We start from the raw sequence: 23,798 nt of genomic DNA, 5'->3' as shown, positions 1-23,798 counted from the left end.
TGGGCTGCTCGTCCGCTTCAAGCTCGACAACGGTGTCCCGCAACGCATGGTGTCCTGTCACACGGGCCTGGTCGAGGGCTACGTGATTGAAGGTCATGTGCCAGCGGAAGATATTCGGAGACTACTCAGCGAAAGACCGGACGCTGTAGGCCTTGCCGTACCAGACATGCCACTCGGCTCACCCGGAATGGACCAGAGCCGCTGGCGTGAGGCCTATGACGTGTTTCTCATCAACAACGATGGATCGACGGAAGTTTTCTCCAGCTATCCTGGCGACTGACGGGCAGATCCTGCCAAGCCTACCTCATCGCAATGGCGATCAACCCGACCCATTAATATGTTTCTCGAATGCGGCGAGCGTTTCGTCGCTGACATGGTGTTCGATGCCTTCGGCATCACGCTCGGCCGTTACTTCGTCAATTCCGAGGCTTTGCAGAAACGCGACCACGATCCTGTGGCGCCTTCTGCACGCCTCTGCGAGGGCTTGGCCTCTGTCGGTCAGGAAAATCGAGCGATACTTTTCTCGATGCACCAACCCCGCCACTTTCAAGCGCGAGATATTCTTGGTCACCGTCGGGGCTTTGACCCCCAGCCGTTCCGCGATGTCGACCGGTCGCGCCTCTCCATGGGCTTCGATCAATTCCGCGATCAGTTCCACATAGTCTTCCGCCATCTCGCTTTCATGGGCATTGCGCACATGCGCGAACCCGTCGGCCTGGGCTTCGGGATCGCGGGAAACAGGCGTAAAATCTTCACGCGTCTGTGATGCGCCGGACGACATATGACGACTTTGCCCGATGGTTGATGGATTGACAACAAGTTGGCTTTGGGTAGATAAGTTAGACACGTCTAACTTTTTGAATGGAGCCGCCTGTGATCCATCACGTCCTGCGCGTGATCCTCTACGCGATTGTCACCGCTTCGGTGTTGGCTGGTCCCTCTTCGGCTACACCCGCCAAGGAAGCCCCTTGGCTGCCCGAAGCGGCAGCCTATCGGTTGACGCTGTTTCTGGGCAATCTCGCGCCGGTCCCGTGGGACAAAGTGGAACAAGCCTGGACCGAGCCCTATTGCGGATCGGAGTATCGTCTCGGAGCCCTTGACTGGCTGGACCGAGAAAGCGCCATTGATGTCGGTGATATGTCCGACGCGATTGGCAGGCAGGATCGGCATGCCGTTCATGTGGCAGCCACCCGCCTTATCGCGCTGAGAATCGAAGAAGAGCTGGATGCAGCCATTGCTGCCGACAACCCGGCGGTATCGCAACAGGCAGTGGCTACTGCCAAGGAGCTTTACCGCGCGTTTGCCGACCATATCAAAGCCGCGGACCCTGATGCGGCCCGGACACTGGGTCGGGCGTGGTTGGAACTCAACAATGCCACGGGATCAGCAGGCGTGCTCGGCGCTGGCGCCAAGGATAGGAATGTTGAGGAAATGACTGCCGCGCGCGCGGAAATTTCAGCCTATCTGGCCGAAAATTACCTCGTCGCGGATCCTGCCCCGCGCCAGACGCTGACTGCCGTGCCCGAGGCGATTGCCCGAACCGGACAGCCGGTTGAATTGCCCGCCGCTCTGCCCCCCGGCTCAGACATCTTCGATCAGGACCCTCTACCACTTCTCGTGCTCAATTTCGAGGAGCAGGGGATCGACGAAACCGACCTGCCCCTCATCGCCTACGGTGACATGCTGTTCGACAGTGCCGAGATATTCGGCGGACCGGCCCGCGATCTGGGCATAGCCTGTTCGACTTGTCACAATCGCTCGGACATCAATCAGCGATTTTTCATTCCCGGTGCCAGTCACCAGCCCGGAGCAGTCGACGTGGATGGCGCTTTCTTCAACCCGATGTTCAACGACCGCCGCGATGATCCGATCGATATCCCAAGCCTGCGCGGGCTGCGCTTTACCGGACCTTACGGGCGAGACGGTCGTTTCGCGTCGCTGCGGGATTTCTCCCGCAACGTGATCGTCAATGAATTCGCTGGCGAAGAACCCACACCCTTCATGCTGGACGCACTCGTGGCCTACATGACCGAGTTCGATTTCCTGCCCAATTCCCTGGTCACCGGCGACGGCCAGTTGACGGAGGCCGCGCCGGATGCTGCGCGGCGTGGCGAAGAGGTATTCAACCGCCCCTTCGTCGGAATGGGCAACCAATCCTGTGCCAGCTGCCATACGCCATCCGGCAACTTTCTTGATCGCAAATCGCACGACATCGGATCGGTGGCTGCGGCTTACGAAGGGTCACATGCAGGTGCCCTCGACACGCCCACCTTGCTCGGTACGCTCTACACAGCGCCGTATTTCCACGACGGTGCCCTGCCGACGCTGGCAAGTGTTGTGGATTGGTTCGACGAGACAAAGAACCTTGGCCTGACCGATGCCGAGCGGTCGGACCTGACCGCCTATCTGGAAACGGTTGGCGCAGCCGATGAGCCATACGAGGCTTTCGATACCGCGAACACGCCCTTCCGTCTGGCCTTCGCCGAACTCACGACCTTTGCCTCGACGCTCGACACGCTTCTACCGAAACGCGATGCGCAGCACATCCTGGTCCTGACCGACACGGTTGCGGCCGATCTTGCGGCCGATGCAGGCACGATGGCCAATCTTTCGTCGCGGCCCGAGGTCTACGCACTGGCCGAGCGCTTGGCAGAGGTCGGCGCAGCCGTTCGGGCAGAGAACTGGGCGGCCGCGGAAACGAGTTGGAGTCTGTTCAAGACGGATGCCGCCGCCATAGAAGAAAAGGCGTTTTGATGATGCCTCGCTTGAATCGCCGTCACCTTCTTATTCTCGCAGCGGCCGGTCTTGTCTCGCAGCCGATGCCTGCTCTGGCGCAGTCTGGCCCGTTGCGCCTGGCCTTTATACCGCAGGAGAACCCCGACAAGCTTCTGGGCGATATCAAGGCGATCACCGCCTGGCTTTCGTCTGAAATCGGTGTGCCAGTCGAAGGGTTCGTTACCATCGACCACGCGGCGGCCGTCGAAGCATTGCGCAACGGCGATGCCGATATTTCCTTTATGGGTGCCCTACCCTTCGTTCTGGCCGAAAGGGAAATCGGTGCCATCCCGCTCTTGTCAGAGGTCTACCGCGATACGCCCAGTTATACGGGCCGCGTCTTTGTGCGCCGTGACAGCGGCTTCAAGATGCTGGCCGATCTGGAAGGTCGCGACATCGCCTTTGCCGACCCGATTTCGGAATCGGGATACATGTACCCCCTGGCCGAGTTTGAGCGCGCAGGCCTGGTATCCAGCCCGGATGCGGCAGAGGACTTCTTTGGCCGCATTTTCTTTGCCGGTGGCTACCAACAGGCAATGCAGGCGATGGCGGAGGGCCTGGTCGATGCAGCCGGGGCCAGCCAATACGCCGACCTTCTTCTCACCCCCGAGCAGCAATCTCAGGTTACTTGGATCGCGGAAAGCGATGCCATTCCAAGCCATGTCGTCATCGCACGTCCCGAACTGGACGCGGAGCTTCGCGAGAACTTCGTTGCCGCGATGATGAAGCTCAACATGTCAGAACACCGCGACAAACTCCGCTATCTCTACGGCCCGGATGGCTATGTCGAAGCCGACCCTTCGGTGTTCGACGGTGTGCGGACTATGGCGCAGCGCTTCGGATTACTATGATGCAGAACGCCATTCACATCGACGATCTGAGCTTCGGTCATCACGGTGCTGAGCAGCGCGCCATCGATCAAATATCCCTGAACATTGCGGCCGGAGAGTGCGTTGCCCTTCTTGGTCCTTCCGGAGCCGGAAAGACCACACTTTTGACGTTGCTGGACGGACGGCTGCGCGATTGGCAGGGGCGGGTCTCTGTCCTTGGCACGCCATTCGAACCCACCCGCGCCCTGCCCTTGGCAAAGCGCGCTGATACCGGATTCATCTTTCAGGAGTTTGCGCTTGTCGAACGGTCGACAGTGATGCGCAACGTATTGAACGGCAGGCTGGGCCGGATGCCCGGTTGGCGCGCGTTGCTCGGCAATGTGTCGAAGCCTGGCATGGACATAGCCCGATCGACACTCTCCGACTGCGGCATCGCGGACCTCGCAGACCGGCGCGTGGACTCGCTCAGCGGCGGCCAGCGTCAGCGGGTGGCAATTGCCCGTTGTCTCGCACAAGAGCCTAAGCTGATCTTCGCGGACGAGCCGGTCAGCAACCTTGATCCGTCCAGAGCAGCGGACATCCTGACGCTTCTCACCAGCGCCGCCCAGGCACGCGGGGCAACGACTGTGTTCTCGTCGCATCAACCGGAACTGGCACGGCGTTTTGCCGACCGTATCATCGGAATGCGCAACGGTCGGATCGTCTTTGATGTCGCGACGCGCGATTTGACGGATGACGCGACGGCGGCGCTCTATGATGATACAGACCCGGCATCCGGCGCACGGCTCAAGGTCGTAAGCTGATGCGGTCGCGCGATCTGGGCAGGTTCTGGGCCGGGCTGTTGGTTGCCGGTGTGGTGCTGTGGTCGCTGATCACCACCGATGTCGAACTGTCCCGACTGCTGTCTGCAGGCCCTCGCATTGCGGATTTCCTTGGACGCATGTTCCCGCCGGATCCGACCATTATGGACGAGATCTGGAAGGGGAGCGCCGAGACGCTGCGGATCGCGATCTTCGGCACTCTCGGTGCCGTGATCTTTTCCGTTCCGCTTGGCATTCTCGCCTCGGAGACGATGGTGTCCGCAGCGGTGCACCGACCTGTCCGCACCGTCCTGGCATTTATCCGCGCGATCCCGCTGATCCTGGTGGCGATGTTGATGGTGGGCGCGGTTGGGCTGGGGCCATTGCCCGGCATCATAGCGGTGGCGTTTCACGCGACAGGCATGCTGGCCAAATTCTACGCCGAAGCGATTGATGGCGTGTCCCGTGCTCCGATTGCCGCTTTGGAGAGTGCCGGAGCCGGGCCATTGTTGCGTTTGCGCTATGCGATCTGGCCGCAAATGGCCCCGGTCGTGGCCCGCGACACGATCTTTCGGTTCGAGTTGAACCTGCGAGAGTCGCTGATCCTTGGCATCGTCGGGGCTGGCGGGATCGGGTTCTACATTCAGACCTATGTGCGCTCGTTCCAATACGATAAGGCGGCGAGCGTGACGATTGCAGTGGTCATCATGGTGATCGCCATTGAAGGGATCAATGTTGCGCTGCGCCGCCGATTTGCCTGATCCGGTTGAGCTTCAGTGAGTCTCAGAAGCTGCTAGGCATAAATCTCGATAGGTGTCCCATCGCGCACCATTGCATAGACATCTTCGACCTGCCGATCGGTGACCGAGATGCATCCAGCCGTCCAGTCCCGCTTGTTCATCGGGTCGATGCCCTTTCGGGGACCGCCATGGATGAAGATATCACCGCCAGGAGATTTGCCCTGCGCTTCAGCAAAGGCGATGTCCTCCTCGTTCGGATAGGAAATTCCGACAGACAGATGAAACAGGCTGTCCGGATTGCGGCGGTCGATGGTGTACGCACCTTCAGGCGTGCGTCCATCGCCCTCGAATTGCTTGTGTCCTTCCGGCGCGAACCCCAAGCCAACCGGATAGGTGCGCAAAACGCCCTCCGTGCCATCAAGCACCAGCAGTCTTTGCGACTTGTAGAGGCGCACGCGCGTCACTTCTGGACCGTTGTACGAGCGAAACTTGCTGGCGCATCCCGAGAGAAAGGCCGCCACGCCACCCAAGAGAAAGAAACGTCTCGGAAGTCTGTCAATCATCACTGCTCGATGCCCCTTTTTCGGACTAATTGATTAAGGCAAGAATATTAAAAAGTTGATTTTGGATCAACCGTTGCCAGCGAGCGAAAGACTTTCCAACTGCTGCGGGCGTGCATGAATGTCAACAAGCTCAAGTGCCGTAAACATGGCAAGAATCCAGCTCCCTGTCCGGCGTTTCCATCTCGAGGGTGCTGTGTTCTACTCCGAACTTATGGATTAGAATTGCTTCGATGTGATCCCCGATGGCTTCGGCTTTAGGCCAATTCGGTACTGTGACAACGACATGAGCGTCGATGGCCAGTCTCTGTTCCGGGAGCCGCCAGAAGTGTAGATGATGAATATCTTGCACCCCTTCTACGGAAATTATTTGTTGCACAACATCTGCCGCATCCAGGTTTGATGGCGCTCCAAGCAGCGACGATCTAAGCGCCTCCCCAATACCGCGGAGGGCGAACCAAAGAAGCGCGCCGGACAATAAAACTGCAATAATCGTGTCAGTTCGCCCGGAACCAAGCAACAAAATAGCTACGCCGCCAGCGAGAACTGGTAGCAAGAACGCTAAACGGTCTGACCATAGGGGCGGTGATGTGCCGATTTTACGTCGGCGCCACGATGTTGGTGCCGGTTTCGAGAACACCAGTAACTCAATCCCTATCAAGACAGAGACGAGCACCACTATGATCCAGCCTTGCGCCAGATGAGGGGAATTTAGGCGCATAACGCCGTGGTAAATGACCGAAGCGGATAGCAGTACCACGGCAACACAATTCGCCAACTCTGTCGCAATTTCCAATCGCCCATATCCTAGAACAACGCGGTCCTCTTTCTGACGTCGTGTCAGCCTAGTCGCCGCTGAACTCATCAACAACTCGACCACGTCCGAAGCGTAGAGCAATGCGATGGCAATAAGGGCAAGGCTTCCAGAAAAAAGGCTGCCGACAGACAACGCCAAGGCAATCGGCAAGTACAACCACTTGTTCCATCGCGCTTGCCTCTGACAACTGGCGACGCCCGCGAACACTTCGATTTGCTTATCGCTCTTCATGTACCGGCCAAACCTTGTCCGGCCGAGCACTCTGCTCGACCAAAAATACTGCCGCTGATCTCCTTGCGTCGATGCTCTTCTTGCAACGCAGGAGACGCTCTACTTCTCTTGTCACTCTCTCTAGGACACGATCAGAAGATCTTTGAAACAGGCGAGATTGCTATCGCAAGTCTAGCTCCTCCACAGCTCAACACACATGCTACAACCTCTAGCAACTAGAGGTTCAAGCAATTTCGCTCCCAATAGGATCAATCACAGCCGATACCCAAAGTATGCAACATCTGTCACCGCTGTATCAGCTGCGGCATATCTGCGGTCCCAAGGGCCATCTCAGGCAGCCAAGTGATAAGCTGAGGAAACGAGATCAGCGCCACGATCAATACAATCTCAATGGCAACAAGAGGTACCGCTCCGCGATAGATATCGGATAGGTTGATACCCTTCGGTGCCGCCATCTTAGCAAAAAACAGGGCATAGCCGAAAGGAGGCGTCAGGAAGGACGTTTGCAAGGCCAACGCAATCAGGCCAGCGATCCAGATCTGCGCAAAGTAGGCAGAGCCGACGTGATCTGCGAAGTCGAGCTCTGAAATAATCGGCATCAGTACGGGTACAAAGACCAGCAGCACCTCGATCCAGTCAAAAACAAACCCAAGTATGATGATCACGCCAAGGAGGATCGCCAACAGTTCCCACCGGGTGAGATCGAATGCGGATATCCACTCGAAGATGACGTCCGGTCCACCGACCAGGTGGAAACTGAGCGAGAATACCGATGCGCCCAATACGATGAAGAAGACCATCGACGTCATCGTGCTTGTCTGCACCGTGACAGAGTTCAACGATGAGAAAGACAAGCGCTTTCGCGCCAGCGCGACCAATAGCGCGCCAAAAACCCCTACTCCAGCCGCCTCTGTTAGTGTCGCAAAGCCCAGAATGATGCTGAGCGGAATGGATGCGATGACCGCGACAGACGCGAGTACAAACAAGAGGTCTGACACAAGATTGGTCTTGGGTGTGTCCAGCGGGATTTCGACCGTTTTTCTCAAGGTGACCGCAAAGTAGACCGCGAAGGCCATGACCATCAGAAGCACAGGTACGATGAGGGCCACATACATCAATCCGATGCGCAGATAGAACACGTTCGAGATGAAGAACAGCATCACGGCTGGCGGGAACACGACACCCAATGCTCCAGAAGCTGCGACAGCGCCTCCTGCGGTTCGCGGTGCGTAGCCCGACGCCATCATCGGGGCATAGGCCACCAACGCCACAGTTATGACGGAAGCACCGATCACCCCGGCGGCGGGCGCAAGAACGAGGCCGATCAGCAAAGTCGCAATGGCGTAGCGACCGGGAACGCCTGTCAGAAGACGCCCCAGCAAGCGAAACATGGTTTCGGCAATCCCGCTGGCATTCAGGATCAGGCCAAGAAAAATCAACATTGGAACGCTGGTGAATTGGACTGATTCATTGGTCAGTACACCACGGGCCCGCAGGTAGATCAGCCCCAGATGCTGAAAATCAGTGATCCCCACCCAAACCGCAGCGACAAACCCCAAGAAGCCTGTCCCCGCGAGCACCAGCGCCACCGGAAAGCCACTGAAAACCCCAATCGCCATCACGACAAGCATGGCAACCGTGAGGACCTCATTCACCATTGTGCAGGCCGCTTGCTTGTTCCGGTGCACCTTGCGCACGTCTCCCTGTCAGAAAGGCGATGTTGCGAAGGGCTACGATCATCCCGGCAAGAGCCAGCAAGATGGGGCCGATGACCCCGGCAATGCGTTGTGCCCACAACTGGGTTTCCGCGTATTTCGTGGTGCGCATCAAACCGTCCCATCCGTAGTAGGTCAGGATGGCGGCGAGCGGCAGAAGGACAAAAAGGCCGCCAATCAGTTCGATCCAAGCAATGCGGCGGGCGGACCAATGTCTGCGAAGAACATCAACGCGCACGTGACCGTCGCGCAGATAGGTATACCCAAAGGTCAAGAAAATTAGGATGAACAGCAGTGACGTGGACAGGTCCGGCAAATAGCTCGACACGCCAAGTTGTAGCTTGCGATCCAGCATCTGAAGCGCGCCATAAGCAGCAATCGAAACAACTGTCAGCCACGCAGTCACGACGCCGATGCCGCGAATGCCACGGTCAATCCAATCCAAAAATCTCAAGCCGAATTCCCTCCCAAAGTTCTTTGCCTGTTAGCTGTTATCCCCCCGTGACATCTCCCTTGCGATTGTCTTGTTCCCGATTTTCCGGCCTGACTTTCGAGGTGCGAAAGCTGTCCCAGAACAGCAATGCTGCCCCACAAAAGATCGCCACGTCAGCCAAGTTGAAGGACGGCCAGTGGTATGACCCGTAATGGAAGTCGAGAAAGTCAGGGACGGCCTGATAGCGCAGACGGTCAAGGATATTGCCAAGCGCGCCTCCGATGATCAGACCGAGCGCCGCACCTGTCAGCCTGTCCGGAGCCTTCCACAGCCAGATCAGCAGCCATGCCACGACCACGGCAGCAAGTGCGACCAGACCCCACCAGGGTACGACCCCGCCGAGCATACCGAAGCTGACCCCATCGTTCAAAACCCGCACGAGGTTGAGAAAGGGCAGAACCTCGACCCCGTTCTCAAGCGCCGGGGAGTTCAGGGCAAGAGCCTTGGTGCCCTGATCAACACCAAACGCGGCGATGGCGCAAAGCCCACCGAGAACGCGGCTGTTCATGCCACCGCCTTCAGATCGGCCCGCGCGTCGCGGATGATCGCCCATGACGAGTGCAGGAACAGTCCGGCGATCCCGAAGGCTACGATGAGATCGGGCCATGCGCTGCCTAGCCAAACCACCAGCCCGGCGGCGATAACGACTGCGGCGTTGCCGATGGCGTCGTTGCGCGAGAACAGCCAGACAGCGCGCATGTTCGCGTCGCCCTTGCGGTACCGCAGCAACGGCAGCACGGAGATGACATTTATCACAAGAGCAATCAGGCCCAGAATCCCCATCAAAGTGGCGTCTGGGGTTGTCGGCTCGAATGCCCTTATGATGGTCGTGCCAAAGACTCCAAGACCAAGCAGGCCGAGGAAGATGCCCTGGATCAGGGCCGACCGCGCTCGCCAAGCGAGGCTCCAGCCGATGGCCAACAGGCCGAGGAAGGTGATTGCGCCGTCGCCGATGAAATCCAACGCGTCGGCCTTCACGGCCTGTGATCCGGCAATGAACCCGCCGATCATTTCAAGAACGCCATAACCAACATTCAGGATCACAACGATCCAGAGCGCGCGGCGATAGCCAGGGTCCTGATGGGCCGCACCTTGCTGAATATCTTCGTCGCTTTCGATGCGGTCAAACCCATACCCTGTTGTCTCGACGGCTTTTTCAATTTCCGGCAAGCGCGCTTCGGGAGCTGTCAAAGTCATTATGTGCGTTGCAGTAGACACTTTCACGGCGTCAGGCGCGATACCTGCAGATTGCGCCGCCCGCTCGATCTGGGCGGCATCCTTGGCGCAATCCATACCGGAAACGCGGTAACGGAAGGATGGGATATCTGCTATCGCGCTTTCTGCGTTGGCCATGATCGCAGTTCTCCTGCTAAAGTGGGAAAAGAAATAATATATCAGTGAGTAGTGATATGGATCAAATTGTCGCCTGCTGCAATAGTGGGACAACCGCTATTGAGCGAAGAGCGAAGCTGTTTCGCGGTTTTGCGGACCCAAGCCGCCTCGCGATTCTCGACGCCTTATGCGATGCGCCGTTGGCCGTTCATGAGATTGTGACTTGTACGAAGTTATCGCAACCAAATGTCTCCAACCATCTCCGGTGTCTTCTGGATTGTGGGCTTGTCGCCAGCGACCGTGATGGACGTTTCATCCGCTACCGTATCAGCAGCCCGCGCATTACAGCTCTTTTGAATGATGTGGACGTCCTTCTCGATGTGGTCGCAGAAGGTGTTGATGCTTGTGACAATTATCGCGGGACATAAGCGACCTTTTTGCTGCCCTGCCCTAACCCACCCCATGCCAGGTCAATTACTTAGTCTGGACAAAACCCCGGCAAAACCCTTGAGGATTTGGCAGGTTTTTTGCCCTTGCCGGTTCAGGGTACGATAAGGTCGGTAGTTTGGGACAGACCGAACTCTAGCTACCGCTGACCCAATTGACGCTTTGGTCGGTCAGGGCTCTATTGACCGAGGGGCAATAGCCGGCACCCAACGGTCAATCAAATCGATAAGTCACAAGCCGCCCTTTCTCACGGATTCTCGCCAGCCATTGTGTTAGTGACCATGCGCCAGCGTGCCTTTTGCCATTTCTGTTCCAATTTGCTGTCCGCCACGCGGCCCAGTATCGCCTTCGCGCGCCCGCAGCAGCCGCAAGGCGTTGGCGACAACGAGAAGGGAAACGCCGACATCGGCCGCGATCGCGCCCCACATCGAGGCCATGCCGAAGGCTGTTGCCACCACGAATGCGGCCTTGGTCGCAAGAGACAGCCCGATGTTCTGCTTGATAATTGCCATGGTTCGGCGGGAATGCCCGATCAGCCATGGCACTTTGCCAATGTCGTCTGTCATCAGCGCGATATCGGCCGTTTCAATTGCGGCGTCCGATCCCACGGCTCCCATAGCGATGCCGTAATGCGCGCGTGCCATCGCCGGCGCATCATTCACACCATCCCCGATCATCGCGACAGTTCCGTACTGTGTCACCAGTTCCTCAATGGCGGTGACCTTGTCCTCGGGCAGGAGTTCGGCGCGCACCTCGTCGATCCCCACTTCAGCGGCAACCGCCCTTGCTGTTGCCGCGTTGTCGCCGGTAAGCATCACGATCTTCTTGACCCCCTGCGCATGCAGACGAGCAACGATCCCCTTGGCATCGGGCCGGATCCGGTCGCGCAGTTCCAGCACACCGCTCACTCCATTGGCATCGCCTATGGCAACCAGCGTGCTCCCCGCCCCTTCGATCCGATCGCGCAGGTCTGTCGGGATGTCTCCGCCAAGGCCCTTTTCCTCGGCAAACCGGTCCGAACCCAACCAGATCAATTGGCCATCAAGCTCGCCCTCAAGACCGCGTCCAGGCACTGTACGGGTATCTTCGGCGGCGACGACTTGCATCCCATCCTGTTCCGCCCGGCCCAGGATGGCTCGTGCGAGCGGATGCGACGAGCGCGCCTCGAGGGCAACGGCCCGTGCCATCAGATCGCGCTCGGTTGTTCCGCCGAGCGGGTATATGGCCGCAACCTCAGGTTCCCCCATCGTGATCGTGCCGGTCTTGTCCATGGCCAGTGCAGTGGTGCGACCGGGCGCTTCGACATAGGCCCCGCCCTTGATCAGCACGCCGTTGCGCGCCGAGGCGGCAAGGGAGGCGACGATAGAGACCGGCGTGGAGATCACCAGGGCGCACGGGCAGGCGATGACCAGCAGAACCAGCGCGTTGTAGAACCAGAAGCCCCAGTCACCGCCCGCGACAAGCGGGGGGACAAAGGCAATAAGCATGGCGAGCACCATCACAACCGGTGTGTAGATGCGGGCAAACTTTGTTACCCATTGTTCGACCTCGGCACGGCGCGAATGGGCATCGCCTACCATGCGGATAATCTTGGACAACACCGTGTCAGTGGCAAGCTTGGTAGCCCGCACGGTCAGAGTGCCCTCGCCATTGATCGTGCCTGCGTAGACATCATCGCCTGCTTCTTTCGGCACCAGTGCGCTCTCGCCCGTGATGGGCGCCTGATCGACGGCCCCTGCCCCGTCGACAACTTCTCCATCGAGAGGAATACGATCCCCGCCACGTACGACGAACCGTGCGCCAACAGCCACCGCCGCAGCGGGAACGTCGGCTTCCGAACCATCATCATCGAGCACCCGGACTGTTGGAGGTGCAAGGTCGAGCAGCGCGGAGACAGCATTGCGCGCCCGCCCGACACTCCAGCTTTCAAGATACAGCGAGAGCGAAAAGAAGAAGGCTACCGTTGCGGCCTCGAAAAACTCGCCAAGCCCGATGGCACCAGCCACAGCCACCACCATTAACAGATTCATGTCAGGAGAGAGCCGGCGCGCCGACGACCATGCTTTGGGTGCGACCAGCCAGACGCCAAAAAGGATAGCTATCGCGAACAGTCCTGCTTCAGCCATGGGCATCGGCGCTTCGCCATGACCGGAGAACAAACCGATTGCGCCTTCAAATCCTGTTTCGACGATGTGGTACAGAAAACCCGCAGCCCAGAAGCCGCCACTGAGCATAGTGAACAGTTTTTGTTTCTTCAGATGTGCGGCCTGATCTGCGCTGGCGTCTTCGGCATCCCATGGTTTGGCCGTCATCCCGGTAGTTGCAACAACATCAATGATCTTGTCTGAGGACGGGTTCTCTCCGCCATCCAGAACTGTCATTCGCGCATTGATGACGTCAAATGCGAGGTACTCCGTGCCACCGACCGCGGGTCCGACGACCCGGTTCAGGATGGACACCTCTTCGGCGCAATCCAGACCGCTGACATGGAAGCTGCGACCATCCGAGGCTTGTACCTTCGTTGGCTCAATGGCCTTTCCGCCGCCGCAGCTGTCGCAGGTGTCCTCGGATGCAGGCGAATGGTCCTGACTGTTTTGTGCACCGTCATGTGGCATGGATTATCCTCGGATTCGAAACTGTGGGGGGTTCATACGACCTACAGCAACTAGAGGTTCAAGGGAAAACGCGACGTTTGTCGCTACTCATTGTGTTATTGTATCCTTGGGTAAGTCTCACCTCCTTTCCCCTGCACTATGTGGCCTGACCTTCAGTCGCTTTGGTCTTCTAAATTGCTGCTTATCGCAGACCAGAAGCGATTGCGGTAGCAAGCCAGGGGAAAAGGAGAACCAACGCCAATACAACGAGCTGCAATCCGACAATTGGAACTGCACCTCTATAGATGTCTGCCATTGACACACCCGGTGGTGCGGATCCCCGCAGAAAAAACAATGCAAACCCGAACGGGGGCGTGACGAAGGATGTTTGAAGCACCAATGCAAACAACGTCGCCAACCAGACGTTGATCATCAACGGGGAACCTACGTGTTGAGAAAAGTCCAAGTCGACGAGAACTGGCATGAAAAGCGGGAGTGATATCACAACAATCTCCAGCCAGTCGATGAAAAAACCGAGGATAAATACGACGGCAAGTACGAAGAGCAGTGTCCCCCAAGTTCCAAGATTGAGAGCAAATAGAAAACCCTCGACCATTTCATCACCGTCCAAAATCCGGAAGACCAGTGTGAAGGCATTGGCCGCAAGGATGATCAGGAAAACCATGGCGACGATTGTCGCTGTCTCGACGCAAATTTTCTTGTACAAATTCCACGTCAGCGGGCGCGTCAATATCATCATGCAAAATGCGGCAAACGCGCCGATGGCCCCCGATTGCGTTGGCGTTGCCCACCCGGTTGCGATGGATGCTAGTACGGCGCCAACAATAAAAATAGGCCCCAAGATGCTGATCATGGACTTAAGTGTCAGCCGCGTCGGTTGGGGTATCTGTACTTCCGCGGGGGCGGACCGACCCCGGATGACAAAATACACTACATAGAGTGCGAACAACAATCCTGCCGGTAGCAGGACTCCAGTGAAGGTCTCCAGGATTGGCAATTCCGCCAGATCAGCCAGGAAAAACAGCATAACCGCAGGCGGCAGGATCACCCCAAGCGTCCCGGCTGCTGCAACGGCACTTGTCGCGACGGAGGCGCTGTATCGCTGCGCCAAGAGTGTTGGGAGCGTTGCAATCGTGAGGGTGCCGACCGCAGCGCCAATCAGACCGGCGGAGGGAGCAATCAAGATACCGACGACTAGGACTGTTATTGGAAGACTACCTGGCACTCGGCGCAAGAGATGCGAGAGTGTTCCCATAAAACTCTCGATTTGTCCGCTGCGTGCAAGTATCACGCCCATCAAAATCAGGGGTACCACAGCCGGAAAAATCAAGCTGTCTGCCAGTAACGCAAAAGACCTTAAGGTAAACAGCTGCAGCTTGGCGACCGACATGAGGTCCAGCCCAATGGCGAGCGCCGTAAAAACCGTTGTCACGCCGGTCAGGACCAAGGCTACCGGGTAGCCTGAAAAAAGAAACACAACAAGCGAGAGGATCATGAAAAGAGGCAATAGTTCGATCATGCGCCCGTCCCTACCGCTGTCCCGCGAAGAGTTGACAGGCTTTGTTTTGCTTTGACGAGCCCAGCCAGCAGCATTAAAAGCCCGCCTATTGGTATCATCGATTTGATAATCCAACGATTGGGCAGACCAAGCGCTGCGCGGGACCCTTCGTCGACTAGGTAAGCCTTCCAGGCAAAGCTTGCACCGAAATATGTCAATGCCAGCGCGAATGGGATGAGGGCAAAGAAGATACCGATGAGTTCAACATAAGCGCGTGTTCGCTCGGAAAACCGTTCCCTGAATACATCGATGCGAACATGGCGATTGGCCAGGTAAACTGGGCCGAACGAAAGAAAGATGAGTGCCAGGAAGATGTGCCACTCAAGTTCCTGCAGTGGTGTCGTGCCAAAGTGGATAATCCGGCGACCGGTCAGATAGCTCAATGAGACAAGTATCTGAGCGGGGATAAGTATGCAGGCTGCGGCTATGCCAACGAGGCGTAGAAATCTCTCAATTCTTACAATCATTTCTTGTTTCTCCCACGGGCCCTCGTTGCGTCTGCGAACTGCGTTGCGCTTTGCACCAGAATTCTTCGTCCGATGGGACAGCATCCTTGCGTGACCACACCTTTAGTAAGTGACATCAAGCCGCATCATGTTTTCTCAAAGTCACGTTGAAGTGTCTTGCATACGCCCTCTAGCAACTGGAGGTTCAAGGAAAAAGTTTTGGCTGAGAGAAACAAAAATCGGAGATCGAAGGGTCGCGCCTGCTTCGGGGAAAAACCATTGATTTTTGGCCACTTTTCTCCGGAAATTCGCCTTTAGTCCTGCCGTTGCATTGCGCCACATGCGGCTGGATGCGAGAAAGATGCATCTGAGAATTCAAACCAGCAGGACAGTCAGTTTATGTACAAGCGAAGCGCAGTTCTTCTTTCTATCGGTTTGGCGCTTGGGGCCTGTTCGGAATCTCTCTCGAATTCACAGGGTTCGGCATCGTTCCCGCCGGTCCCGGAACAAGTAGCGGCACTTGCTGCTCCGAACCAGGACATCGCGACCGCGCGGCTACGCCCGGAAGACAATTGTTACTGGTACATGCATTCCGGGCCGGTCGAGGACACGCTCTTGCCGCTCAGGACAGCTGGCGGCAATCCGATCTGCGTCAAAACGGCCGCGTAGCTTTAGAGACTAAACAGGCCCATCCGCTAAGCTGAAAACTAGCTGCGCGCGGTGACGCTTTCTTCAGCCGAGTAGAGAAATGCGGTCGAACCGATGGCGACTCGGGGATAAAGCTCATTGATATGCGCCATGACCATGCGGACACATCCCGAACTGGCGCGTCCGCCAATGGATCGTGCCTGCGGTGTGCCGTGGATACGCAGATAGGTGTCCCTCTGCCCCACAAAGAGGTAGAGTGCGCGTGATCCAAGGGCGTTCCTTGGTCCGGGTTCCTGGCCATCTTCGAATTCGGCGTATTCCGGATTGCGTTCGATCATGGACTTGGTTGGCGTCCAATGCGGCCACTCAACCTTGCGTCGGATCGTGTAGGTCCCCGGCTCGTAAAGATTGCCGCGGGCAATTGCCACGCCATAGCGCATCGCTGTCCCGCCCTCTTCAATATGATAGAGATACCGTGCCACTGCATCGACATGGATGTCTCCGGCCGTCAGACCAGCTCGCGCTTCAACCCGACGCGGCAGGAAACGCGGTTGCAGACCCCAAGGGTTCGAGGTCTCGAGATCGAAATTCGCAGGCGTCACCTGCGCATCCCAGGCCGCTTTTTGCGACGCCGTCGGCCAAGTGTCTGCAAGCACTGGAGATGCGATCGGCGTTGAGAACAGCGCCGTACCGGTCACGATGAAATGTCGCCTCGTAAGCATTTGGTCCAATTCCGGTTTTCTTTGTCAATTGGCGAGCTCGCGGCGCGCTCCGTTCAGCCGATGGTACATTCTACATGTACTGGTAATTCAAGAAGAAAGTCTGTTTCACACGCGCTTGTGTAACGTCGGCAGCATCTCGAAGCGCGCCATGCAGACATTTCCGGTGGACCAGACGAAGCATGCCAGTCACGAGTGATAACTGTCCCTTCTCAAAGCCAGATGCATGCAGGTCGACTTGCTGTGATCGCTATGTCAGCCTAGCCACATGGAACGATACTTTTCCACGGATATGCCAGGTGTTCATTTCGTGAGAAACGTCCTGTTGTTCAGCCTCGCAGCGCTGGTTCCAGTTGTCTGTCTCTATGTCTTCCTCGCCCCGGGTTTTGGTTCAGCATTGCTTGGAGGGGGTCCCGCGCTTGGGCGGTTTCTTAGACAGGTTGCAACTAACGGTCTGCCGGTCGTCTTTGTCATCAACTATGTGAGCTTCTTCCTATTTGCCGTTGCGCAACAGCGCACGGGGCATCACCGCGATCCAAGCATGTTTGTATTGGTGGATATCGGGGTTCGGGTCTTTCTGTTTCTCGCACTGCACACCCTAATCTACACATTTTCGGCGGATTGGTTCGGGTCGTTTGGTGGTAGTCGCAAAACGGCTTTGAGCGTTGTCGCGCCGACGCTTGCGCGCTCTGCTTTCTTTCAAAACATCTCGGGTGTTTATCTCTACGCCACGATGGTGAGTGCGCTGCCGCTGTACGTCACAACAATCAAGCAGTCCCAGGCCCTACGGCCATACGTCAGACTTGGCCCACGGAATGTTGGCGTGACCATTCTTGCAATACTGAGCTTTGGGCTTTCGGTAGCGTTACTGACGGTCGTCGCCGAAACTATTGCCTACTGGCAAGGCTAGGTGACCGAATACGTACTCTGAGCCTGGCGATTTTGCCATTCTCGAGCGAATGCGAGGAGCCATAGCCCGACGAGAGCAGCGCTCCACAAGGCGTTCCAACTGGCCATTGACAGAGTGAGAAATTCCCATGCGACATCGTCACACATCACCAGAGTTGATGGACCTGATGATGCCGACGGAAGGAGGTCCGATCCGGAAAGGTTCGACAGATCCAATCCCGATCCCGTGCAAGATGTCGGACCCTGCCACCAGTCTCGTTCGACACCGGTGTGATAAACGCCAATGGCGGACGTGGTAGCCGCGGCTGCAGCACCGATGACCATGAGACCTACGGGTGACAATCCGACGGCCAGGAGCGCGCCGACAGCAATTGCCACGCCATGCGGATATCTTTGCCAGATGCACATCGCGCAAGGTGCATAGCCAAGCGCCTGAAAAACAAGTGCGGCCAGCAGGAGGACAGCGGATCCTCCGGCAGCGAGCATGCCAAGTTGTTTGCCGGTCACTTGTGCTACTTCCATTCAGTTGGATGTGGGGCTCAGCCTGTTTGAGAGAGTGACGAGGTCTTCCCTCCCCGTTTTTCGCCCTGCGTGGCTATGTGTCGGTCAGCAGCTTTTTCCTGGCGGCATAGTCGTCTGCGTCGATCTCACCCTTGGCGAAACGCAGGTCGAGTGCGCTTATGGCATCAGATTTTCCCGGTCTTTGGTCTCCAACGCCAGAGCCGCGAACGAACCAAATGATACCTGCGACCACCAGACCCAAGACGATGATCCAGAGGATCGGACCGAACATCATGCCCATTCCATATCCCCAGCCGGACATGTGGCCGTAGCCATCCGGGTCGGCCAAGGCCGGTGTAGCGAATAAAGCTGCAAGTATTCCTAATCGGTACATAGTCTTCTCCACCTGCACTGCTTGTCGCGCGACAGCGATGTCATAATTTATACCTTCTCAACATCCTGATTTCACGGCGAGAATTGTATCAGTTTGTAATGTTGACCAGCGCCATGACTTGACGATACGCAGACTGCGGCATGGAGTAACGAAGGGCGTGGCATGGATTCCAAAAAGCGATCGACCCTTTTGACGCTCGGCGCGATTGTTGCGGGATATGCAGCCTTGCGCACCGTGCCCTCCCTTCTGCCAGAAAAATTGGAGCTCGAGCCGCTCGAAAACCCAATCGGCTTCCGAAAGTATGTCGCGGGCGATACGTCGGGCGGGTTTGATCTCTTTGTGGGGCTAGACACACCAGAGGGTGCCGAGATTGTCGCGCGCAAGGAAGCCGCTTTCGAACGTGTTTCAGACAATATCTGCGGCGCGCTCTATGGTGACCTCGAGACAAGCGCGGCCAGAGTGCCGATGGCCTCATTCTCAGATTACTACTGCCCATACTGCCGCGTTCAAACCAAGCGGCTGGCGGAGATGACAAATTCGATGCCGAATGAAGATTGGATTTCTTCTCGAGGGGCATTGCCGCGATGAGTGTCTGGATCATGTCCGAGAACTCGGCATCGTCGCGCCAGTTCGGCAGGTGATGTTCATCCAACCGCCTGGCAAGCTGGATATCACCACGGATAGCATCCACGGCTTCGCTGACCCCGAGGCAGACCAGCGACACTTCGAGTTCATTGCTGAGATACCGCAGAACATTGAGAAAGCGGCGCTGTTCGCGGTGGGTCCCGGCCAAGAGGTTGTGAACCTCGTCGATCATGATCATCCGCAGGCCAAGGTCACGCAAGAGCGCAATGACACGGACCTCTAGGGAAGCCACATTTTGAGCGCGGGCGCTCAGTGCCGTCGCCGGGGCGCCGACGGCGGCCAGGATGTGCAGGTAAAACCGCCGTTCATCAGGTGCGGGTGGCGCTTGCAACAGCAGAAGCGGTGTGCGGGTGATGCCCGACGCCGGATCGTATTCTGGTGCGTACTTGCGCGACAGGTTTCGGGCGATCATCGTCTTTCCGATCCCGGAGGCGCCATGCACAAGAAGCCCAGGCATACGGGTTTGTCGTGGCGCTTCGATCATGCCCTGCAAGCGTTCCAACACCTGTTCCGCCCGCGGAAAGCCAATCCAGATATCCGATTGAATGAGGGCGATCCGACCGTCTTCCTCTGTTGTCCCTGCCCTCAATTCACCATCTCTCCACTTTGAACAATGGGCGCGATGTATCACCCGTGTCGATCGGGCGCAGCCCTTCGGTTTTCGAGACAGCCGAGTTGGTGCCCTCCAATGTCCCTTTTCTTTCACGGGATCGGCGTTCGGCCTTCGTCAGGCCCCGGCTTTCAAACTCGATCTGGCGTTGCTGTCGGATCAGCTCAGCCAGGACCAGCTCATTGGACCCGGATTTGCCAAGGGCACGGGCCTTCCTCATGGCTTCGCGATATTCCCAGAGCGGCACGGGCGGAATTTCCAAGTTTCTGTAACGCGCCTCAACATATCGGCCATCGTCCAATTCGACCCAGATCATTGAGATATCGCGAGGGTCGTAGCGAACGACCACCTTCCCATCCCCGCGCCCAATGTGGCCTGCAAGCGCATCCGACCAGTACCGTATCTGGAACAGATGGATGCCGTCACGCCTGACCTTGCGCAGTTCGCTCGGCAAGAAGCTTACCCGAAAGGCTTCCATCTCGAAGGGGATGTCGCCCATCATTTCCTCTGAGAGCACCTCCCATTTGGCGACGGGCGTACAGCCAAGACTTGAATGAATGCTGTTGTTGTAGCGGCAGATTTCCAGGGCAAACCAGCGATCAAATTCGCCTAAAGTCATCGCGGCCATGCCTTCGGCATCGTAGTCGCCCTTGGCCGCGACCGAGGATTGCGTTGTTCCAGGCAACAGGTGCACGGCCCCCATCATCGTGCCGATCAATCGTTCGATGTGCCCTCCGAAATGAGGACTGCCTGGCGGCCGATAGACCAGATCGATCCCCCATTCCGCACATGCCGACCGAAAGGCATGCGACCGGAAATCGCGGCCATTGTCGACGTGGAGGCTGAGCGGTTTGCCTTGTGCGGGCCAAGGAATATTGCACGCCAATTCCGCCAGAAGTTCCGCCTTGGGGGCCACAGCCTGTGTCAGGCAAAGCGCCACTGTCAATCGCGAAGGAGCCTCCAGAGAGGTGTAGTATCCAGTTACCATCCGCGTTGCGATGTCGATCGCCAGCGTGACCCAAGGCCGGCCAATTGGTTGGCGCTCAAAACTGTCGACGAGAATGATGTCCGCAGGCGTATGGTCGATTTGCACGATCTCGAGAGGCTGACTGGCCTTGTTCTCACCTGTGACCGGCGCAAATTTCTGGCGGGCCGCCTTTGCGCCCTCTCGTGCCTTCGCAACTTCGCGGGTATCCATCGCATCCAGACGACGCTGAACCGTCCGCCGTGTCGGCGGCTGCAAGCCTTTTTGCCAGCAGGCGCTGCGGATCTCAGTCACAACACGCGACAGGCTGGAGCGCTCCCGGCGCAAGAAATAGCGGCGAAGATGCTCTTCGATCACCGCTTCGACCTTACTAGATATCAAGGTCGTACCGGTCGGGCGGCCTCGTTTCCGCGGAGCCAGGGCGCTGGTACGCCCACCCTCTTCCGCCAGCCGCTTTATCCAGCGCCAGACCGTCGCCCTGCTGACACCAAGCTCCCAAACAGCGTCATTGATGCCACTTTCCAGACTGCCAGTTCCTTTGAGATATGCATGAACAAGCGGACGCAGAACGGCCGCCCTGCGCGCCTCCTCAGCACCAGCGGCAACGGAGTCTTCGCGATCATCATCCATCGATATTTGCCGCACATGCCTGTGAACCCTGTCTCAGGGTTAAGGGCAAAAATATCGGAATTAAAGGCAAAATCTCATATTTAAGGGCAAAGCACAGCCGTTGATTTCGTTGGACTTCTCATCTCACAATTTAGGGCTACGCGACACGAACAAATCTCTCGGACCAAGTGCTGCACATCAGGAGTGCTGCAGAAAGCGGTCGGCTCCAACGCTACTCAAGTGCAAAGAACCCCATTTGTCCCGGATCAGCACCTGTGGGCCTTATTGGGTGGTCTGCATGACGCTGGTGGGTTTGCGTGGTGAAGAGAGCATCGCGGTCCGAAGCGACGGCGCTAAAGGAGGGGGTTGCGGACCCCGCCCCGGAAACCCGATTGCTCAAAAGAAACATGTCCGTGGATGAGGACAACGACATATGAGATGCTCCCATTGGAGATCCGCGACCATGCCAGATGGGACGTGTGTGAGTTCGTTAAGATGTCCTGAGAACCATAACGCAAGCACACCAAAACGACATGCTGTCGCCTGTTGGCTTCGCAATCAAACGGCAGAAACTGTTAAAGTCACGTGTCTTGAAAACTAGGGGAACCTCTCTTCTCGCTCTAGCAGAGTCACTTGAAGCGCTGCAGATTGGACTTTGCTGGCAATCAATCAACGACCGACTTGCCAGTGGTTCATCTATCAACGCTGACCTCAGAGAAAAGGCTACTGGAACTTCACCGTTTTGCGCGGCAAAGAATGACCAGAAACGGAAAATGCGCTGCGCTGCGCTGCAGAAACCATCGCTTTGGGATGGCAAGGAGATGCTGCGATAGCGAAGATCGAAAATCCAATGTCAGCAAAGTCCGCTCTTCGGACCTTGCCACCGACAGCAGCGAACGGCTGGTGTTTGAGCACTCGGCACGCTCAAATTTCCGCAGTTTGATCGCACCGCTGTCTTTGTCAGCGCTAGTAGTTCACCTGTTCGAAGCCGTAGTTGCCCTCATAGTCACGCCAATCGACGAAGACAGATCGGTGATAGATACCCGGGCAATTCTGGCCCCAACGTTCAAGTCCCACATGGGCGTCGGGCAGGGCAGTTATGGAAGATCGCTGCCACGAGAAATCGCCTTGGGTCCCATAGGTGCCGAGGACCACGGTCGCGCTTCGGTTACAATCCCCATCGCGCCCGGATTCGTGCTGTCGTGCATACCTTACATCGAAGACGCGGATGGACCGCACGAAATTGAACTCTGGCCCGCTGATATCGATGTCCGAGCGATCCTGAACGAGCCGCAGGGCGAGGTCGGTAGGAACGAGATTATCTAATGGCAAGGATTGGAGCGGTCGACGGCTGTCGGTCCGGTACAAGACTTCAATGATGCGGTCAGCGTTGTTTAATTGCCGATCGCTCTCATAGGACGCGCCCATGGGACAGCGCCAGATTTGCAGCGGCGGTTCCACTGGCCAAGGCGTAATCCGTCGGATGAACTCGGCGCGGGCTCGGGCGCAAGGGACAGAAGCGGGCCAGCCGCCAGACAGACACAAGAGGATCGCGCAATCGATCGGGTAGGTCTGCGCGCGGGCGGGTGCCAGCAGCGAAAAGCTTGCCACAGTCAAAGCGACAGCGATCGAGGGGAGGAACTTCTTGATCAGATAGTGCATGCTGCGAAACCTCTATGAGAGGAGCCCAGCATACATACGAAAATATACTATCGCAACACTAAGTATAAAACCGCATAATGAAGTTTATGTTAATTTACCCTCCAGATCCCTTTTTCCTGAGCCACTCGCGATTCAGAAAGCAGTTTCTGTAAATGAGCCACAACATTCCTTTCGGCGGCCATTGCAATATGCAGGTCAGATTTCTTGTAGACTGAAGCGGCGATATTCTGGACTGTATCGGAAGTATTTAGGAGATGCTTGAGGATCTGGGTCTCGCGGCGCATCCGGTTGGCAAGTAACTGTTCGATGTAAGGGCGCGGATCCTGGAGTACGGGCCCGTGACCCGGCAGGCAGATCCTATCGTCGCGATCAATAAGCCGTTGAAGCTGGTCGCAGTAATCACGCATGTTGCCGTCAGGGGGGCTGACGATCGAACTGTTCCAACTCATCACGTGGTCGCCCGTGAATAACACTCCATCCAGCCTCGCAAAGCAGAGGTGATCGCTCGCGTGACCGGGTGTGTGAAGGACAGTAAGACCGGCAATCCTTTGCCCGTCTTCCAAAAACCCGTCGGGTTGAAATGCATCGTCTGGAAAGGCACGCGAAACATAAACGGGCAGACCTGTCCGTTCGCGTAATCCCGGCACGGCACCGAAATGATCGGAATGGTGGTGTGACACTAAAGCGTTTCTAGAAAAACCTGAATCGTGAGGGATTCCTTTTGGAGGCTGATTGTGATTCATCCTGTTTGGGAGGA

Annotated in this window: 26 protein-coding genes and 1 pseudogene; 9 read left to right on the top strand and 18 right to left on the bottom strand. The window is 57.1% G+C overall.

Translation table 11 applies throughout. From position 1 onward, the window contains the following. Positions 1–280 (top strand): DUF411 domain-containing protein (locus tag ACEWPJ_RS18415; RefSeq protein ID WP_416514464.1); only part of this gene is annotated, 280 nt, incomplete at its 5' end. Between the two features lie 39 nt (positions 281–319). On the opposite strand, the gene mntR is transcribed toward ACEWPJ_RS18415, so the two are convergent. Beyond that, entirely contained in the window at positions 320–781 is a 462-nt protein-coding gene (mntR, locus tag ACEWPJ_RS18410; RefSeq protein ID WP_416514470.1) for a manganese-binding transcriptional regulator MntR, read from the bottom strand. A 92-nt stretch (positions 782–873) separates the two neighbouring features. On the opposite strand from mntR, the gene ACEWPJ_RS18405 reads away from it, so the two are divergent. Genes ACEWPJ_RS18405 through phnE form a run of 4 tightly spaced genes read left to right on the top strand, consistent with a single transcriptional unit; the run spans position 874 to position 5,166 of the window. Beyond that, positions 874–2,754, top strand: coding sequence for a cytochrome c peroxidase (locus tag ACEWPJ_RS18405; RefSeq protein WP_416514463.1), 1,881 nt, complete (start codon positions 874–876; stop codon positions 2,752–2,754). Then, positions 2,703–3,626 carry a phosphate/phosphite/phosphonate ABC transporter substrate-binding protein gene (locus ACEWPJ_RS18400; protein ID WP_416514462.1) on the top strand — a complete coding sequence of 308 codons (924 nt, stop codon included), beginning with the start codon at positions 2,703–2,705 and terminating at the stop codon, positions 3,624–3,626. Before ACEWPJ_RS18405 ends, ACEWPJ_RS18400 begins: the two co-directional genes overlap by 52 nt. Then, positions 3,626–4,408, top strand: a complete 783-nt coding sequence (locus tag ACEWPJ_RS18395) for a phosphonate ABC transporter ATP-binding protein (RefSeq protein ID WP_416514460.1) — start codon at positions 3,626–3,628, stop codon at positions 4,406–4,408. Before ACEWPJ_RS18400 ends, ACEWPJ_RS18395 begins: the two co-directional genes overlap by 1 nt. Continuing rightward, positions 4,408–5,166 carry a phosphonate ABC transporter, permease protein PhnE gene (gene phnE / locus ACEWPJ_RS18390; RefSeq protein ID WP_416514458.1) on the top strand — a complete coding sequence of 253 codons (759 nt, stop codon included), beginning with the start codon at positions 4,408–4,410 and terminating at the stop codon, positions 5,164–5,166. The genes ACEWPJ_RS18395 and phnE overlap by 1 nt, the downstream gene beginning before the upstream one ends. 32 nt (positions 5,167–5,198) lie before the next feature. On the opposite strand, the gene ACEWPJ_RS18385 is transcribed toward phnE, so the two are convergent. From ACEWPJ_RS18385 to ACEWPJ_RS18360, 6 genes are all read right to left on the bottom strand, one after another. Then, positions 5,199–5,708, bottom strand: coding sequence for a L,D-transpeptidase family protein (locus ACEWPJ_RS18385; protein WP_037207704.1), 510 nt, complete (start codon positions 5,706–5,708; stop codon positions 5,199–5,201). A 130-nt stretch (positions 5,709–5,838) separates the two neighbouring features. Then, complete coding sequence (locus ACEWPJ_RS18380) at positions 5,839–6,753, bottom strand: cation diffusion facilitator family transporter (protein ID WP_416514456.1); 915 nt, start codon at positions 6,751–6,753, stop codon at positions 5,839–5,841. A gap of 284 nt (positions 6,754–7,037) precedes the next feature. Continuing rightward, positions 7,038–8,384 (bottom strand): TRAP transporter large permease, encoded by a 1,347-nt coding sequence (locus ACEWPJ_RS18375; protein ID WP_416514468.1) that lies wholly within the window; start codon positions 8,382–8,384, stop codon positions 7,038–7,040. A 16-nt stretch (positions 8,385–8,400) separates the two neighbouring features. Further along, positions 8,401–8,922 (bottom strand): TRAP transporter small permease subunit, encoded by a 522-nt coding sequence (locus ACEWPJ_RS18370; RefSeq protein WP_232279250.1) that lies wholly within the window; start codon positions 8,920–8,922, stop codon positions 8,401–8,403. A 37-nt stretch (positions 8,923–8,959) separates the two neighbouring features. Continuing rightward, positions 8,960–9,469, bottom strand: a complete 510-nt coding sequence (gene lspA, locus ACEWPJ_RS18365; RefSeq protein ID WP_058314162.1) for a signal peptidase II — start codon at positions 9,467–9,469, stop codon at positions 8,960–8,962. Further along, positions 9,466–10,314 carry a cation transporter gene (locus ACEWPJ_RS18360; protein WP_037207713.1) on the bottom strand — a complete coding sequence of 283 codons (849 nt, stop codon included), beginning with the start codon at positions 10,312–10,314 and terminating at the stop codon, positions 9,466–9,468. Before ACEWPJ_RS18360 ends, lspA begins: the two co-directional genes overlap by 4 nt. A 56-nt stretch (positions 10,315–10,370) precedes the next feature. Here ACEWPJ_RS18360 and ACEWPJ_RS18355 point away from each other — a divergent pair, with 56 nt between their 5' ends. Beyond that, positions 10,371–10,721: an ArsR/SmtB family transcription factor gene (locus ACEWPJ_RS18355; RefSeq protein WP_416514454.1), complete on the top strand. Its 351-nt coding sequence runs from the start codon at positions 10,371–10,373 to the stop codon at positions 10,719–10,721. Between the two features lie 291 nt (positions 10,722–11,012). On the opposite strand, the gene ACEWPJ_RS18350 is transcribed toward ACEWPJ_RS18355, so the two are convergent. The 3 genes from ACEWPJ_RS18350 to ACEWPJ_RS18340 form a co-directional block, all read right to left on the bottom strand. Beyond that, positions 11,013–13,355 carry a heavy metal translocating P-type ATPase gene (locus ACEWPJ_RS18350; protein ID WP_416514453.1) on the bottom strand — a complete coding sequence of 781 codons (2,343 nt, stop codon included), beginning with the start codon at positions 13,353–13,355 and terminating at the stop codon, positions 11,013–11,015. A gap of 181 nt (positions 13,356–13,536) precedes the next feature. Next, positions 13,537–14,874 (bottom strand): TRAP transporter large permease, encoded by a 1,338-nt coding sequence (locus ACEWPJ_RS18345; protein WP_416514451.1) that lies wholly within the window; start codon positions 14,872–14,874, stop codon positions 13,537–13,539. Next, positions 14,871–15,296, bottom strand: coding sequence for a TRAP transporter small permease subunit (locus ACEWPJ_RS18340; protein WP_271421738.1), 426 nt, complete (start codon positions 15,294–15,296; stop codon positions 14,871–14,873). Before ACEWPJ_RS18340 ends, ACEWPJ_RS18345 begins: the two co-directional genes overlap by 4 nt. Positions 15,297–15,758: 462 nt before the next feature. Here ACEWPJ_RS18340 and ACEWPJ_RS18335 point away from each other — a divergent pair, with 462 nt between their 5' ends. Beyond that, positions 15,759–16,028 (top strand): hypothetical protein, encoded by a 270-nt coding sequence (locus tag ACEWPJ_RS18335; RefSeq protein WP_416514449.1) that lies wholly within the window; start codon positions 15,759–15,761, stop codon positions 16,026–16,028. Positions 16,029–16,066: 38 nt separating this feature from the next. Here the strand turns inward: ACEWPJ_RS18335 and ACEWPJ_RS18330 are convergent, their stop codons facing one another. Then, the gene (locus ACEWPJ_RS18330; protein WP_416514447.1) at positions 16,067–16,729 is read right to left on the bottom strand and encodes a L,D-transpeptidase; all 663 of its coding nucleotides are present in this window, start codon (positions 16,727–16,729) and stop codon (positions 16,067–16,069) included. Between the two features lie 265 nt (positions 16,730–16,994). On the opposite strand from ACEWPJ_RS18330, the gene ACEWPJ_RS18325 reads away from it, so the two are divergent. Then, on the top strand, positions 16,995–17,636 hold the full coding sequence (locus ACEWPJ_RS18325) for a hypothetical protein (RefSeq protein ID WP_416514445.1): 642 nt from the start codon (positions 16,995–16,997) through the stop codon (positions 17,634–17,636). Here the strand turns inward: ACEWPJ_RS18325 and ACEWPJ_RS18320 are convergent. Beyond that, positions 17,633–18,121 carry a disulfide bond formation protein B gene (locus tag ACEWPJ_RS18320; RefSeq protein ID WP_416514466.1) on the bottom strand — a complete coding sequence of 163 codons (489 nt, stop codon included), beginning with the start codon at positions 18,119–18,121 and terminating at the stop codon, positions 17,633–17,635. The two genes, ACEWPJ_RS18325 and ACEWPJ_RS18320, sit on opposite strands and share 4 nt — an antisense overlap. Before the next feature lie 109 nt (positions 18,122–18,230). Continuing rightward, positions 18,231–18,485 (bottom strand): SHOCT domain-containing protein, encoded by a 255-nt coding sequence (locus ACEWPJ_RS18315; protein WP_416514443.1) that lies wholly within the window; start codon positions 18,483–18,485, stop codon positions 18,231–18,233. A 234-nt stretch (positions 18,486–18,719) separates the two neighbouring features. Here ACEWPJ_RS18315 and ACEWPJ_RS18310 point away from each other — a divergent pair, with 234 nt between their 5' ends. Continuing rightward, positions 18,720–19,118 carry a hypothetical protein gene (locus ACEWPJ_RS18310; RefSeq protein ID WP_416514472.1) on the top strand — a complete coding sequence of 133 codons (399 nt, stop codon included), beginning with the start codon at positions 18,720–18,722 and terminating at the stop codon, positions 19,116–19,118. Positions 19,119–19,212: 94 nt separating this feature from the next. Here the strand turns inward: ACEWPJ_RS18310 and ACEWPJ_RS18305 are convergent. The 5 genes and pseudogenes from ACEWPJ_RS18305 to ACEWPJ_RS18285 form a co-directional block, all read right to left on the bottom strand. Beyond that, positions 19,213–19,680 (bottom strand): annotated as a pseudogene (locus tag ACEWPJ_RS18305) (TniB family NTP-binding protein); the annotation flags it as partial. 85 nt (positions 19,681–19,765) lie between these two features. Then, positions 19,766–21,400 carry a Mu transposase C-terminal domain-containing protein gene (locus ACEWPJ_RS18300; RefSeq protein WP_416514441.1) on the bottom strand — a complete coding sequence of 545 codons (1,635 nt, stop codon included), beginning with the start codon at positions 21,398–21,400 and terminating at the stop codon, positions 19,766–19,768. A gap of 702 nt (positions 21,401–22,102) precedes the next feature. Continuing rightward, positions 22,103–22,294, bottom strand: a complete 192-nt coding sequence (locus tag ACEWPJ_RS18295; protein WP_416514439.1) for a hypothetical protein — start codon at positions 22,292–22,294, stop codon at positions 22,103–22,105. A gap of 51 nt (positions 22,295–22,345) precedes the next feature. Next, on the bottom strand, positions 22,346–23,041 hold the full coding sequence (locus ACEWPJ_RS18290) for a hypothetical protein (protein WP_416514438.1): 696 nt from the start codon (positions 23,039–23,041) through the stop codon (positions 22,346–22,348). Positions 23,042–23,130: 89 nt separating this feature from the next. Then, positions 23,131–23,798 (bottom strand): MBL fold metallo-hydrolase (locus tag ACEWPJ_RS18285; RefSeq protein WP_238373423.1); only part of this gene is annotated, 668 nt, incomplete at its 5' end.

The organism is Aliiroseovarius sp. YM-037 (genome assembly GCF_048060095.1).
In the GTDB taxonomy this organism is placed as follows: Bacteria; Pseudomonadota; Alphaproteobacteria; order Rhodobacterales; family Rhodobacteraceae; genus JBLUOA01.
This window is presented reverse-complemented; position numbering and strand designations above follow the sequence as displayed.